The organism is Actinoplanes siamensis, from assembly GCF_016862395.1.
GTDB lineage: Bacteria > Actinomycetota > Actinomycetes > Mycobacteriales > Micromonosporaceae > Actinoplanes > Actinoplanes siamensis.
Window position 1 is genome coordinate 15,248 of sequence record NZ_BOMW01000067.1, and the last position, 14,479, is coordinate 29,726.

A 14,479-nucleotide genomic window follows, 5' to 3' on the forward strand; every position below is an offset into this window, starting at 1 on the left:
GGGCTCAGGCCCCGCGGGCGGGGCTGAGGAAACCCACGTTCTTGTACGTCTTGGCGAGGGTCGACGCCGCGACGGCGCGCGCCTTCTCCGCGCCGACCGCCAGGATCTTGTCGAGCTGGGCCTTGTCGTCCAGGTAACCCTTGGTCTTCTCCTGGATCGGCCGGACGAACTCGACGAGCACCTCGGCGAGATCCTTCTTGAGGTCGCCGTAGCCGCGACCGTCGTACTGCTCCAGGAGCTCGTCGATGGTGCGCATGGTGAGCGCCGCGTACATCGTCAGCAGGTTGCTGATGCCGGGCTTGTTGACCTCGTCGTAGAGGATCTCGCGACCGGTGTCGGTGACCGCCGACTTGATCTTCTTGGCCGAGCGGGCCGGGTCGTCCAGCAGTTCGATGATGCCGTTGGGCGAGGACGCCGACTTGGACATCTTGATCGTCGGGTCCTGCAGGTCGGTGATCTTCGCGGTGTCCCTGACGATGTACGCCGAGGGCATGGTGAAGGTCTGGCCGAACCGGGTGTTGAACCGCTGCGCCAGGTCGCGGGTCAGCTCCAGGTGCTGCCGCTGGTCCTCGCCGACCGGGACCTGGTCGGCCTGGTAGAGAAGGATGTCGGCGGCCTGCAGGATCGGGTAGGTGAACAGCCCGACGGTGGTGCTGTCCTGCCCGGCCTTGGCCGACTTGTCCTTGAACTGCACCATCCGGCCGGCCTCGCCGAAGCCGGTGATGCAGCTGAGCACCCAGCCGAGCTGGGCGTGCTCGGGCACGTGCGACTGGACGAACAGGGTGCACCGCTCCGGGTCCAGCCCGACGGCCAGCAACTGCGCGATGGAAACCCGAGTACGGTTGCGGAGCGCGACCGGATCGTGGCCCATGGTGATCGCATGCAGGTCGACCACGCAGTAGAAAGCGTCGTGCGTCTCCTGCATCGCCACCCAGTTGCGCACCGCGCCCAGATAGTTGCCGAGGTGGAAGGAGTCGGCTGTCGGCTGGATGCCGGAGAGCACTCGCGGACGGCGGGCAACGTCGGACATGAGTGCCATTGTGTCAGTCTCGGGCCGGATCCCGCGAACCCCCTCGCCGCCGTGGGGTGATGTTCGAACCTGTTGACTCATGAGCGATTCCGCGTGATTCTATGATCGGAAGTTCCCGTCAGAGAGAGGTTTCCAGACGTGAAATTGCTCGTCACCGGCGGCGCCGGATACGTGGGCAGCGTGACCAGCCGGCTGCTGCTGGACGCCGGCCACGAGGTCGTGGTGCTCGACAACCTGCGCACCGGCTTCCGCGAGGCGGTCGCCCCGGACGCCACGTTCGTCGAGGCGGACATCGCCGAGGCGGCGCGGGTCCTCACCCCGGACGCCGGCTTCGACGCGGTGCTGCACTTCGCCGGGCTGATCGCGGCCGGCGAGTCGATGGCCAAGCCGGAGCTGTACTGGCACGAGAACGTGGTCAAGTCCCTGGCCCTGCTGGACGCGATCCGCGCCGCCCGGGTACCGCGGGTGATCTTCTCGTCCACCGCCGCGGTCTACGGCAACCCGGTCGAACTGCCCATCAGCGAGACCGCGGCCAAGGCGCCGACCAGCACGTACGGGTCCACCAAGCTGACCTTCGACCTGGCGCTGACCTCGGAGACGTTCGCCCACCAGCTGGCCGCCGTCTCGCTGCGCTACTTCAACGTGGCCGGCGCGTACATCCGCGGCGGCCACGAGATCGGCGAGCGGCACGACCCGGAGACCCACCTGATCCCGATCACCCTGCAGACGGCCGCCGGCAAGCGGGACAAGCTGCAGCTGTTCGGCGACGACTACCCCACGCCGGACGGCACCTGCGTGCGCGACTACATCCACGTCGAGGACCTGGCCCGCGCGCACCTGCTGGCGCTGGACGCGGCCACCCCCGGCGAGCACCGGATCTACAACCTGGGCAACGGCAGCGGCTTCTCCAACCGCGAGGTCGTCGAGGCGGCCCGCGAGGTGACCGGCGCCGCCATCCCGGTGGAGATCGCCCCGCGGCGCGAGGGCGACCCGGCCACCCTGGTCGCCTCGTCCGAGCGCGCCCGCACCGAGCTGGGATGGACTCCCGAGAAGAACACCCTGCAGGCGATGATCGGGGACGCCTGGACCTTCTACCGCAGGCACGTGGCGTGAGCCACCACGCCGGGCGGCACCTCCCCGCGCCGGGCGCCCACCCCCGCACGCCGAAGAAAGGCACCGCATGACCGACATCTCCGCCGAGGCCCGGAAAGCCTTCACCGACGCGTACGGCGTGCAGCCGGCCGGTCTGTGGGCCGCGCCCGGCCGGGTCAACCTGATCGGCGAGCACACCGACTACAACGACGGCTTCGTGCTGCCGTTCGCCCTGCCACAGCGCACGGTCGCGGCGGCCGCCCCGTCCGCGGACGGCGCCTGGTCGGTCTGCTCCACCCTGGCGCCCGAGCCGGTGACCTTCGGCGTCACCGAGCCCGGTGAGGTGACCGGCTGGGGGGCGTACGTGGCCGGCGTGGTCTGGGCGCTGCGCGACGCCGGGTTCGAGCCGCCCGCGGCACGCGTCGCCATCGCCTCGGACGTGCCGCTGGGCGCCGGGGTGTCGTCGTCGGCCGCCCTCGAGTCGGTGGTCCTCACCGCCCTGATCGACCTGGGCGGCCTGGACGTCCCGCTGGAGCGGCGCCCGGCGATCGCCCAGCGCGCCGAGAACCTGTACGTCGGCGCGCCCACCGGCATCCTCGACCAGTCCGCGTCGATCCGCTGCGAGGCGGGCCGGGCGCTGTTCCTGGACTGCCGCTCGTACGAGATCGAGCAGATCCCGTTCGACCTGGCCGGCCAGGGCCTGGCCATCCTGGTGATCAACAGCAACGCTCCGCACCAGCACGTCGACGGGGAGTACGGCGCCCGCCGCAAGAGCTGCGAGGAGTCGGCAGCGATCCTGGGCGTCCCGGCCCTGCGCGACATCGGCGTCGACGGCCTGGCCCAGGCGCTGGACCGCCTCGGCGACGAGGTGCTGCGCAAGCGCACCCGGCACATCGTCACCGAGAACCAGCGGGTCCTGGACACCGTGGCGCTGCTGCGGGCCGGCGACGTGCGGGAGATCGGCCCGCTGCTGACCGCGTCGCACGAGTCGATGCGGGACGACTTCGAGATCACCGTGGCGCAGGTGGACGTGGCGGTCTCGGCGGCGCTGGCGGCCGGCGCCCACGGCGCACGGATGACCGGCGGCGGCTTCGGCGGTTGCGTGCTGGCTCTGGTCGACGCCGACCGGGCCGAGGCCACGGCGGAGGCGGTGGCCTCGGCATACGCGGAACACCGCTTCGACCCGCCGACGAGCTGGGTCGCGGTAGCCGGCCCCGGCGCCACGAAGCTCTGACCCCCCCACCCAGCCGGGGTCACCCGGGCCGGGACACGAACTCCGCCGACCCTGAGCACACCCCGCACGCCCGGCCCGGCGGTCCCGGCTGGCGCCCGTCGACGCGTCACGACCCTGGGGCACACCCCTGGCGGCCGGCTGGGTGGGTCCGGCTGGCCTTCAGGGTGTGTCCGGGGTTCTGGTTTTGCGGGACCACCCACGAAGAGTGCAGGGCGCGGCGATTGTTCCGGACGCGTAGCGGCCAGATCGCCGCGCCCGGCCCGGCGGGAGCGGCGGCCTGTACCACGCTGGGCGCACGACATCATGATCTTGAATTTGATCTTGATAGAGGGCTTCGACCGGGGCTGAGGCGGGTATGGCTGCGGCATGACGACTGAGCAGAACCCGGTTCGTGAGGAAGAGAACCAGCCCAACCAGTACGGCTTCGCGGGTGACCCGAGCCTGCCCGAGCCGGCGCACCTGGCCGAGGGCGAGGGCGAGCGGATCGCCGTGCCGTCCGACGATCTCACCGGGGCCATCACCGAGGCGATCGACGAACTCACCGATCACGAGCACCACGACCGCGGCTGACCGGGCCCGCGGCCGCACCACGAGCAGGGGACCGAGCCGGGCAGCCGGCGCAGCGCCGCCGTCAACCGGCGACCGAGCCGCGCTGCCGAGGGCAGCACGCGCTGAATCCGGCGGGCCGGTGGGCTCGGCGTCGCCGGTGGGCGAGCGTTGGCGGTCGGCGCTGGTGAGGGCCGGTTCGCGGGCTGCGGACGCGTCAGCGCGGCGGGTTGCGGCGCGGGAAGGGAGCCGTTCGGCCTTCCCCCACCCGGCCTTTCGCCCGATCACCCGCAGGAGCGAGACCCGCATCCGCCCGCGCCGGGCGCGGTTATCGTGTCGACATGGGGGCAAGCCCGCCACACCTTCAGGACGAGACCGAGCCGAGTGTCTCGGTTCGCGTCGACTTCGCCGCCGACGCCGCCGTCTCGCTGCTCACCGTCTGTGGGGCGTGGGACGACGAGCTGCGCCGGAACACCTTCGCCACGCTGCGCCGGTGCTTCACCGAGCATCCGGACGCGCTGATCGTGGACCTCAGCCGGCTCCTCGACCCGCGCAGCGAGAGCATGCCGGTCTGGACCACCGCACGAACCGTCGCCGCCGCGCTGCAACCGCCGATGCACCTGGCGCTCTGCGTGCCGCCGGATCTGCCGCTGGCCGACCGGATGCAGGGGCTGGACACGGGACGGTTCCTCCCGATCTATGCGAAGGTGCGGCAGGCGCGGGTGGCGGTGGCCGGGCGGATCCCGCAGGGCGCGCGGATCACTGTCACGCTGCGGCCGGACACGGACGCGCCGATCACGGCGCGGAACCTGGTCAGTGACGCGTGCCTGGAGTGGGGCCTGGCGCACCTGCTGCACCCGGCCCGGCTGGTGATCTCGGAACTGGTGACCAACGCGGTGGAGCACGCCGGCACGGAGATCCAGGTGGCGGTCGTCCGGCGGGGCGCGGGGTTGCACCTGTCGGTGGCCGACGGCTCGGTGGCGCTGCCGCGGTTGGTGCGCCCGGCGCGGCAGCGGCCGGGGCTGCCGTTGGACGAGCGCGGGCACGGGCTGCAGGCCGTGGACGGGACGGCCGAGCTGTGGGGTGCGATGCCGACCCCGGACGGCAAGGTGGTGTGGGCGACGGTCCGGGCGCGCCGGACCGCCGCCTGACCCGGGCCCTAGCCGGCTTCGATGATCATGCCGGCGGCGACGGTGCGGTTGGTCGACTCGTCGATCAGGATGAAGCCGCCGGTGGTGCGGTTGCGGCGGTACTCGTCGGCGAGCAGCGGCACGGTGGTGCGCAGCCGGACCCGGCCGATCTCGTTGAGCCCCAGGCCGTCCGCGGCGTCGTCGCGGTGCAGCGTGTTGACGTCCAGCCGGTACTGCAGGCCGCGCACCACCGTCCGGGCGGTACGGGTGGTGTGCTTGATCGTGTACTTCGCGCCGACGCGCAGCTGCGCGCTCTCGTCCATCCAGCAGATCATCGCCTCGATGTCCTGCGCGACGGCCGGGGCGTTGTGCGGGCGGCAGATCATGTCGCCACGCGAGATGTCGATCTCGTCGGTCAGCCGGACCGTGACCGACATCGGCGGAAACGCCTCGTCGACCGGGCCGTCGGCGGTGTCGATGCCGGCGATCGTGCTGTGCAGGCCGGACGGCAGCACCATCACCTCGTCGCCGGGCTTGAGCACGCCGGAGGCGACCTGGCCGGCGTAGCCGCGGTAGTCGGTGACCGTGGTGGACTGCGGGCGGATCACATACTGCACCGGGAAGCGGACGTCGACCAGGTTGCGGTCGCTGGCGATGTGCACGTGCTCCAGGTGGTGCAGCAGCGACGGGCCCTCGTACCACGGGCTGGCCTCCGAGCGGGAGGCGATGTTGTCGCCGTTGAGCGCGGAGATCGGGATGACCGTCAGGTCGGGCGCGTCCAGCTTGGCCGCGAACGAGGTGAACTCGTCGGCGATCTTCTCGAACACCTGCTGGTCCCAGTCGACCAGGTCCATCTTGTTGACGCAGAGCACCAGGTGCGGCACGCGCAGCAGCGAGCAGAGGAACGCGTGCCGGCGGGACTGCTCGACCAGGCCCTTGCGCGCGTCGACCAGGATCAGCGCCAGGTCGGCGGTGGAGGCGCCGGTGACCATGTTCCGGGTGTACTGGATGTGGCCCGGGGTGTCGGCGATGATGAACTTGCGCCGCGGGGTGGCGAAGTACCGGTACGCCACGTCGATCGTGATGCCCTGCTCGCGCTCGGCGCGCAGGCCGTCGGTGAGCAGCGCGAGGTTCGTGTACTCGTCGCCGCGGGAGGCGCTGGCCGCCTCGACCGCCTCGAGCTGATCCGCGAAGATCGTCTTGGTGTCGTAGAGCAGCCGCCCGATCAGGGTGGACTTGCCGTCGTCCACGCTGCCCGCGGTGGCGAACCGCAGCAGGTCCATGTTGCGCGCGGACGCGGCGCCCGGGTCCAGAACGGCCTGGCTCATCAGAAGTAACCCTCTCGCTTGCGGTCTTCCATCGCGGCCTCGCTGACCTTGTCGTCGCCGCGGGTGGCGCCGCGCTCGGTGATCCGGGTCGCGGCGACCTCGTCGATCACCTTCTCCACCGTGTCGGCCTCGGAGAGCACCGCCGCGGTCTGCGAGGCGTCGCCCACCGTGCGGTACCGCACCCGGCGCACCTGCGAGGTCTCACCGTCGCGCAGCCGGATGAACTCGTTGACCGCGTAGAACATCCCGCCGCGCTCGACGACCTCCCGGTCGTGCGCGTAGTAGATGCCGGGGAGCTCGACGCGCTCCTTGGCGATGTAGTGCCAGACGTCCAGCTCGGTCCAGTTGGACAGCGGGAACACCCGGATCGACTCACCCGGGTGGTGCTTGCCGTTGTACAGCGCCCAGAGCTCGGGGCGCTGGTTCTTCGGGTCCCACTGGCCGAACTCGTCGCGGAAGCTGAACATCCGCTCCTTGGCGCGCGCCTTCTCCTCGTCGCGGCGGGCGCCGCCGAAGAGGGCGTCGAACCGGTACTTCTCCACCGCGGCGAGCAGCACCGGGGTCTGGATCCGGTTGCGGGTGCCGTCCGGCAGCTCGCGGACCAGGCCGGTGTCGATGGCCTCCTGCACGCTGGCGATCACCAGGTTCAGCCCGAGCGCGGCGACCCGGCGGTCCCGGTACTCCAACACCTCGGGGAAGTTGTGCCCGGTGTCGACGTGCATCACCGGGAACGGGATGCGCCCCGGGGCGAACGCCTTCTCCGCGAGGCGGAGCATGACGATCGAGTCCTTGCCGCCGGAGAAGAGCAGCACCGGGCGCTCGAACTCGGCCATGACCTCCCGCATGACGAAGATGCTCTCCGCCTCGAGAGCATCCAGGTGCGAGACGCGATAGTCCTTCGTCTGGCTCATCAGTTCAATCCCCAGCTCATTCTGCGATTTTCCACGGTCGAAGCCGGCTCGTCATTGTGGCGGAAGATGCCTGCTGATCGCAGCAAGCAACCGAGGAGCGAGATCTTTGCGACAGACCACCAGGTCAGGCAGCTTCGGATCGGCCCGGTTGTAACCGAGCGCGGTCCCGTCGACGCGCGAGGCGTGCAGCCCCGTGGCCAACGCCACAGCGACGGGTGCGGCCGAGTCCCACTCGTACTGACCGCCGGCGTGGATGTAGGCGTCCGCCTCGCCGCTGATCACCGCGGCGATCTTCACCCCGGCCGAGCCCATCGGCACCAGTTCGGCGCCCAGCTCCTCGGCGAGCGCGGTGACGAACGCCGGCGGCCGGGTGCGGCTGGCCGCGATCCGGATCGCCCCACCGGTCGCCGACTCCAGCGGCATCGGCGGGTACGCCGGCGGGTGGTCGGTGGCGATCGTGCGATGCTGGGCCGGCATCGCCACCGCGCCGGCCGCCAGGCAGGAGGGGCTGGCCGAGTCGGCGGTCCAGAGCGCCACGTGCACCGCCCAGTCGGAGCGGCCCTCCTCGGAGAACTCCCGGGTGCCGTCCAGCGGGTCGACGATCCACACCCGGGACGCGCCGAGCCGGTCCGGGCGCACCGTGCCCGGCTCGCCCTCCCGCCAGGCCACCCGGGCGTGCTCGTCCTCCTCGGACAGCACCGCGTCGGCCGGGCGCCAGCGGGCCAGCTCGGCGCGGAGCAGGTCGTGCGCGGCCCGGTCGCCGGCCGCCTTGAGCGCCTTGCCGTCGGCGAAGCCCAGCTCGTCGCGGACCCGCAGCAGCTCCTGGCCGGCGCGCTCGGCGAGCCAACGGGCGAACGCGGCGTCGATCACCGGCGGCGCGCCGCCGTCGGCGCCGTCCCGTTGCCCGGCCACGCGTGCGGACGCCTTCGTCTGCTCGCCCATCGTCCTTCTCCATCCTGCCGGTTCATCAATACGCCCCGGAGGAGCGCACCACTGCGGTCATGGTCCTCAACATGATGACCAGATCCAAACTGAGCGACCAGTTCTCGACATAGCGCAGATCAAGCCGGACCGCCTCTTCCCAGGAGAGATCCGACCGCCCGGACACCTGCCACAGACCGGTCATACCGGGCTTGACCGCCAGCCGGCGTCGCACGTCGTCGGCGTAGGCGGCGACCTCGGTTGGCAGCGGCGGCCGCGGCCCGACCAGCGACATCTGCCCGCAGAGCACGTTCAGCAGCTGAGGGAGCTCGTCCAGCGAGAATCGGCGCAACCACCTGCCGACCGGGGTGACCCGCGGATCGTCACGCATCTTGAAGAGCACACCGTCGTGCTCGTTGAGGTGCCTCAGCTCGCTCAACCGGGCCTCGGCGTCGAGGTACATGCTGCGGAACTTGAAGATCCGGAACATCTGCCCGTCCCGTCCCACGCGTACCTGGCGGAAGAGTACCGGGCCACGTGACGTGATCCGCACGCAGAACGCCACCCCGAGCAGCACCGGCGCGAACAGCACCAGCAGCAGCAGCGCCCCGATCCGATCGACCAGCTCCTTCACCAGGCGCGAGCCGCCGTGCAGCCGGGGATGCTCGACGTGCAGCATGGGCAGTCCGTCGAACGGCCGGATCGTGGTGCGCGCCCCGGCGACGTCGACCAGCGCGCTGGCCACCACCAGGTCCACTTCGTCGCGCTCCAGCCGCCAGGCCAGCCGGCGCACCGCCGCGCCGTCCAGCTCCGGGCAGCTGAGCACGACCACGGTGTCCGCGTCGGCCTGCTCGACGGCCGACGCCACGTCCTCGAAACTGCCGTAGACCGGCAGGTCCACCTCGATCCCGTCGGCGTGCGGAGGCAGGCACGCGCCCACCACCTCCAGGCCGTGGTACCGCTCGCGGCGCAGCTGCCGGGTGATCCCGATGACCGACAGCTCGTGACCGACCACGATCACCCGCCGGAGCGCCTCGCCGCGGGCCCGCGCCAGATGCAGCCGCTTGCGCAGCACGAACCGCAGGACCAGCACGGAGACCACCGCTGCCGGCAACGCGGCCAGCACATAGGATCGGGCGAGATCAAGATCGAGGGCGTACGACACGAGCGCCACCCCGGCGATCAGCCCGCCCCCGCCGCGGATCACCCGCTGGTACTCGTCGCTGCCCACGAACAGGTACCGGCGCTCGTACGCCCGAGCCACCGCCAGCACGGCCAGCAGCACCACCGGCAGCAGCGCGGAGAGCATCAGATAGACCCGGTTGTACGTGGTCAGCTGGTCCCCGAAACGCAACGCGAACCCGGCCGCGCCGGCTGCCACCCCGGCCGCCAGATCGGAGAGCACCAGGGACCGCACGTACCGGCCCTCCCACCGCTGCCGTCGCGACATCGCCGCGTGCCGCCCACGTGTCCGGACGAACGGCCGGCTGGCCGGGCGGACCGCCCATGACCGGTTCTGAACGGGTGCCCAGAGCCGGTCCATCGCGCGGTTGTGTGCCGGGTCGGCCGGGCCGCGCACCGCCTGCGGCGGCCAGTTGTCCCGCGGCTGCTCGGCTGCCCCGGCCGGGGGCGGGCTCAGCGGCGCCACCGGGCCGGGGATCCGGGCGTTCAGGCCGGAGCGGCGCACCGGCGGGCCCTGCGGACCGTGGTTGGCCGGCGGATGGTTGGCGGGACCGAGACCCGGCGGCGGTACGGCCGTCCGGCTCACCGTGGGTTCGGTCAGGGCGTCCGTCCGACCCTCGGACACGTCCTGAGACATCCCACGAACCCCCCGTCACGTCGGCGGCGCACCGAAAGCGTGCACCTGTGGTGACCAACGGACGGACGGCGGACCCGTCACGGTATGACTAGGCAGACAAATAGACCCAAAGGGTCACTCGATTCCGGCCCGGGCCATCAACTTCCGTGGTATTTGTTCTGCGCCCACTCGACACCCTCGAGCACGACCGCCTCCACCACGTCACCCGCCCGGTCCACCAGGAAGTCCAGCTCCTTGCGCTCCGCCGAGGAGAAGTCGGAGAGCACGTAGTCCGCCGGATCCTGCCGTCCCGGGGGCCGACCGATGCCGAAGCGCACCCGCGCGTAGTCCTTGCTCGCCAACGACTTCGACATGGAGCGCAGCCCGTTGTGGCCGCCCTCGCCGCCGCCGCGTTTCGCCCGAACCTGGCCGAACGGCACATCCAGCTCATCATGCACCGCGATCACATGGGCCACGGGCACTTTGAAGAACTGCGCCAGCGACACCACCGGGCCGCCGGACAGGTTCATGTACGTCAGCGGCTTCACCAGCACCAGCTTCGGTCCGCCGAACCCGAGCCGGCCCTCCGCCACCTCGGCGTGGGCCCGCTTCGCCCGGCCCATCTTCGCCCCCACCCGGGACGCCAGCAGGTCGGCCACCATGAAACCCACGTTGTGCCGGTTACCGGCGTACTCCCGGCCCGGATTACCCAGGCCCACCACCAACCACGGCGACTCGTCAGTCACCTCTCCGCCCTCCGGATACACGTCAGGGAAAGTGCCACAGGCACTTTCCCTGACGAATGACTCGACGCGCTCGAAGCGTTGGTTACTCCGCCGCAGCCTCGGCGGCCTCGCCCTCGCCGGCCTCTTCCTGGGTCGTGGTGCTCTGCGCCGCGCTGATGACCGCGAGCACGGTCTCCGCGTCCACCGCGAGCTCCACACCGCGCGGCAGCTTCACGTCACCGGCGGTCACGTGCGAGCCGGCCTCCAGGCCGTCGACCGAGACCTCCAGCTCGGAGGGCAGGTGCAGCGCGTCGGCGACCACCGCGACGGTGTTCGACTCGTGCACGGTCAGGGTGTTCTTCGCGGCCTCACCGGTCAGGGTGACCGGGACGTCGACCTGGACCTTCTCGCCCTTCTTCACGATCAGAAGGTCGATGTGCTCGTAGGTGTCCTTGATCGGGTCACGCTGGATCGCCTTCGGCAGCGCCAGGACGGCGCCCGAGTTGCCGGCGATGTCGATGGTGAAAATCTGGTTCAGACCGCCATGCCGGATGGCGGCGGCGAACTCACGAGCCGGCAGGGCGATGTGCTGCGGCGCCTCGCCGTGCCCGTACAGCACGGCGGGCACCAGGCCGGCCCGGCGCGTGCGGCGGGCACCACCCTTGCCGAACTCGGTACGGGGCTCGGCGCTGATCTTTACCTCGGACACGGGGAAACTCCTGAAACTCTTCGATGCGGGCTGCGTCTAAGTCTGCGGCTGCGATGTTCCGGCAGTGCTGCGGTGGTGATCAACGACGGCGTGGAAGCCGTCGCCGGCGCTGCCGGGCAAGGGGGCGCGCTGGGCACAGGCCCGGAGCACCGCGTCGATCACGGCGCCTCGAGCGGACTGCGGACCTCAGCAGACCACGGGGCACCCTCGCCGTGGCAACCGCACTAGCTTACCTGCTTCGAACCGGCGGAAATCAGCGGGTCCGGCACACGGCCGGTCAACTCGAAAAAATCATCCCGGAACACGGAGAGCGCCCGCCGCCGGCCACACCGGCGAACGGGCGCTCTCACCCCTCGTGAACTAGCTCAAACCACCGAACAGGGTGGTCACCGACCCGTCGTCGAACACCTCACGGATCGCCCGCGCCAACAGCGGCGCGATGGACAACACAGTGATCTTGTCGAGCCGCTTCTCCGGGGCCAGCGGCAAGGTGTTCGTCACCACCAGCTCGGAGATCCGGCTGTTCTTCAACCGCTCGGTCGCCGGGTCCGACAGCAGCGCGTGCGTCGACGCCACGACCACATCCGCCGCACCCTCGTCGAACAGGATGTCCGCGGCCTTCGCGATCGTGCCACCGGTGTCGATCATGTCATCCACGATCAAGCACACCCGGCCCTCGACCTCACCGACCACCCGGTTGGCCACCACCTGGTTCGGCTTCATCGGATCCCGCGTCTTGTGGATGAACGCCAGCGGGCAGCCGCCCAGCCGGTCGGTCCACCGCTCGGCCACCCGCACCCGGCCCGAGTCCGGCGCCACCACCGTCATCGGCCGCCCCGCGAACTTCTTCTCCACGTACTCCGCGAGAATGTCCATCGCGAACAGGTGATCCACCGGGCCGTCGAAGAAGCCCTGGATCTGCGCCGTGTGCAGGTCCACCGTCAGGATCCGGTTCGCACCCGCGGTCTTCAGCAGGTCCGCCACCAGACGGGCCGAGATCGGCTCCCGGCCCCGGTGCTTCTTGTCCTGACGCGAATACGGGTAGAACGGCAGGACCACGGTGATCCGCTTCGCCGACCCGCGCTTCAACGCGTCGATCATGATCAGCGTCTCCATGACCCAGCGGTTCACCCCCTCGGTCATCGACTGCACCACGAAGGCATCCGAGCCCCGCACCGACTCCTTGAACCGGACGAAGATCTCACCGTTGGCGAACTCGTACGAGTCCGACGGGGTCGGCGCCACACCGAGCACCTGACCGATCTCCTCAGCCAGTTCCGGGAAGCCCCGGCCGGTGAAGAGCATCAAACTCTTACGGTTCTCCGCGACGATGCTGCCCATCGGCTCGCTGCTCCCGTTGGATTAGGGGGGTAGGTTCCCGTGAAGTATCCCTGCCGGTCAGGTAACCGCCATGTTTCCCAGGCGCTACGTGGGATGACTCACCCCCGCTGGATCACTCCTCGCCAGGGGTGATATCCCGAGCCCGTTCGGCGGCCTCCGCGGACACCGTGCCGGGCCGCTTCATCGCCACCCAACCCTCGACGTTGCGCTGCTGGGCCCGCGTCACACCCAGACTGCCCGCAGGAACATCCTTCACCACCGCGGAGCCCGCCGCCACGTAAGCCCCCGGGCCGACCTCCACCGGCGCGACCAGCACCGAGTCCGAACCCACGAACGCGGCATCGCCCACCACGGTCCGGCTCTTCCGCACCCCGTCGTAGTTCGCGAAGATCGTGCCGGCGCCGATGTTCGCCTTCGCCCCGATCTCGGCATCCCCCACGTACGACAGGTGCGGCACCTTCGCACCCTCACCCAGCTCGGCGTTCTTCGTCTCGACGAACCCGCCGACCTTCGCCTTGCGCGCCAGCCGCGTCCCCGGACGCAGATACGAATACGGACCGACGGTCGCCTCCGGGCCGATCACCGCGCCCACCGCGTGCGACCGCAGCACCGTCGCGCCCTCGGCCACAGTGGCGTCCACCAGAGTCGAATCCGGCCCCACCACCGCGCCCGTCGCCACCGACGAGGCGCCCAGGATCTGGCAGTTCTGATCCACCACCGCGTCCGGCTCCAGCGTCGCCGTCACGTCGATCCACGTCGTCGCCGGATCCAGCAGCAGCACGCCCGAGCGCATCCAGGCGTCGTTCACCCGATCGCGCATCAGCACCCGCAGCCGGGCCAGCTCCGCACGGTCGTTGCAGCCCAACGTCTCGTACGCGAACTCGGCCACCTCGATCGCCACCGGGTGACCCTGGCCGCCCAGGATCCCGAAGACGTCGGTCAGGTACTCCTCGCCCTGCGCGTTGTCGGTCGACAGCTTGCCCAGCGCCTCGCGCAGCAGCACCGCGTCGAACGCGTAGATCCCCGAGTTGACCTCGCGGATCTCCAGCTCCGACGGCGACGCGTCCTTCGACTCGACGATCCGCTCCAGGTTCCCGGCCGCGTCCCGCACGATCCGGCCCAGCCCGGCCGGCCGCTCCACCTCGGCGCTGAGCACCGTCGCCGCCGCGCCGGTCCGCTCGTGCTGGGCGAGCAGCGCCTCCACCGTCTCCGGGCGCAGCAGCGGCACGTCACCGCTGAGCACCACGACGGTCCCGGTCAGCTCGGGCGCGGCGTCGAGCGCGATGCGCACGGCGTGCCCGGTCCCGTTCTGCTCGGCCTGCAGCACCGGCGTCGCCTCCGGCGCCACCTCGGACAGGAACGCGCCGACCTGGTCGGCCTTGTGCCCGACCACGACGAGAGTGCGATCGGTCCGGATCGCCGCGGCGACGTGCAGCACGTGGCCGAGCAGGGTGCGCCCGAGAAGGGGCTGCAACACCTTGGGTGTAGCGGACTTCATCCGCTTGCCTTCACCAGCGGCAAGCACGACAACGGTACGGCTGGGGGCCTGGCTCACGCGCCAACTCCAAGTTCGCTAGAGGCAATATCGACAGTCGATGCAGCCCAGCGCCAGCCTGGCCGCAGACTCAGACGCAAAGCTCCCGGAGGAGGATTCGAACCCCCATAAATGGCACCAAAAGCCACGGTCCTACCATTAGACGATCCGGGACTAATT

At 70.6% G+C, this 14,479-nt stretch carries 13 protein-coding genes and 1 tRNA gene; 4 read left to right on the top strand and 10 right to left on the bottom strand.

Translation table 11 applies throughout. The features are described from left to right. Positions 1–4 precede the first annotated feature (4 nt). Positions 5–1,030 (bottom strand): tryptophan--tRNA ligase, encoded by a 1,026-nt coding sequence (gene trpS, locus Asi03nite_RS31240; RefSeq protein ID WP_203684100.1) that lies wholly within the window; start codon positions 1,028–1,030, stop codon positions 5–7. 138 nt (positions 1,031–1,168) lie between these two features. Between trpS and galE the strand changes: the two genes are divergently transcribed. The 4 genes from galE (at position 1,169) to Asi03nite_RS31260 (ending at position 5,053) form a co-directional block, all read left to right on the top strand. Next, a complete protein-coding gene (gene galE, locus Asi03nite_RS31245; RefSeq protein WP_203684101.1) occupies positions 1,169–2,143 on the top strand; it encodes a UDP-glucose 4-epimerase GalE in 975 nt (324 codons plus the stop codon). Positions 2,144–2,210: 67 nt separating this feature from the next. Beyond that, the gene (galK, locus tag Asi03nite_RS31250; RefSeq protein WP_203684102.1) at positions 2,211–3,356 is read left to right on the top strand and encodes a galactokinase; all 1,146 of its coding nucleotides are present in this window, start codon (positions 2,211–2,213) and stop codon (positions 3,354–3,356) included. Positions 3,357–3,722: 366 nt separating this feature from the next. Next, on the top strand, positions 3,723–3,926 hold the full coding sequence (locus Asi03nite_RS31255) for a hypothetical protein (RefSeq protein ID WP_203684103.1): 204 nt from the start codon (positions 3,723–3,725) through the stop codon (positions 3,924–3,926). Positions 3,927–4,243: 317 nt separating this feature from the next. Further along, a complete protein-coding gene (locus Asi03nite_RS31260) occupies positions 4,244–5,053 on the top strand; it encodes an ATP-binding protein (RefSeq protein WP_203684104.1) in 810 nt (269 codons plus the stop codon). A gap of 8 nt (positions 5,054–5,061) precedes the next feature. Here the strand turns inward: Asi03nite_RS31260 and cysN are convergent, their stop codons facing one another. The 9 genes from cysN to Asi03nite_RS31305 form a co-directional block, all read right to left on the bottom strand. Further along, positions 5,062–6,360: a sulfate adenylyltransferase subunit CysN gene (cysN, locus tag Asi03nite_RS31265; RefSeq protein ID WP_203684105.1), complete on the bottom strand. Its 1,299-nt coding sequence runs from the start codon at positions 6,358–6,360 to the stop codon at positions 5,062–5,064. After that, positions 6,360–7,271, bottom strand: a complete 912-nt coding sequence (gene cysD / locus Asi03nite_RS31270; RefSeq protein ID WP_203684106.1) for a sulfate adenylyltransferase subunit CysD — start codon at positions 7,269–7,271, stop codon at positions 6,360–6,362. Before cysD ends, cysN begins: the two co-directional genes overlap by 1 nt. 51 nt (positions 7,272–7,322) lie before the next feature. Then, positions 7,323–8,213 carry a 3'(2'),5'-bisphosphate nucleotidase CysQ gene (locus Asi03nite_RS31275; RefSeq protein WP_203684107.1) on the bottom strand — a complete coding sequence of 297 codons (891 nt, stop codon included), beginning with the start codon at positions 8,211–8,213 and terminating at the stop codon, positions 7,323–7,325. Positions 8,214–8,238: 25 nt separating this feature from the next. Beyond that, positions 8,239–10,011: a sugar transferase gene (locus tag Asi03nite_RS31280; protein WP_203684108.1), complete on the bottom strand. Its 1,773-nt coding sequence runs from the start codon at positions 10,009–10,011 to the stop codon at positions 8,239–8,241. Positions 10,012–10,148: 137 nt separating this feature from the next. After that, on the bottom strand, positions 10,149–10,736 hold the full coding sequence (gene pth / locus Asi03nite_RS31285) for an aminoacyl-tRNA hydrolase (RefSeq protein ID WP_203684109.1): 588 nt from the start codon (positions 10,734–10,736) through the stop codon (positions 10,149–10,151). A gap of 82 nt (positions 10,737–10,818) precedes the next feature. After that, on the bottom strand, positions 10,819–11,424 hold the full coding sequence (locus Asi03nite_RS31290; protein ID WP_203684110.1) for a 50S ribosomal protein L25/general stress protein Ctc: 606 nt from the start codon (positions 11,422–11,424) through the stop codon (positions 10,819–10,821). 360 nt (positions 11,425–11,784) lie between these two features. Next, on the bottom strand, positions 11,785–12,765 hold the full coding sequence (locus Asi03nite_RS31295; protein WP_203684111.1) for a ribose-phosphate diphosphokinase: 981 nt from the start codon (positions 12,763–12,765) through the stop codon (positions 11,785–11,787). 112 nt (positions 12,766–12,877) lie between these two features. Further along, positions 12,878–14,320: a bifunctional UDP-N-acetylglucosamine diphosphorylase/glucosamine-1-phosphate N-acetyltransferase GlmU gene (gene glmU, locus Asi03nite_RS31300; protein WP_203684112.1), complete on the bottom strand. Its 1,443-nt coding sequence runs from the start codon at positions 14,318–14,320 to the stop codon at positions 12,878–12,880. An 82-nt stretch (positions 14,321–14,402) separates the two neighbouring features. Then, positions 14,403–14,473, bottom strand: a tRNA-Gln gene (locus Asi03nite_RS31305). Positions 14,474–14,479: the final 6 nt, after the last annotated feature.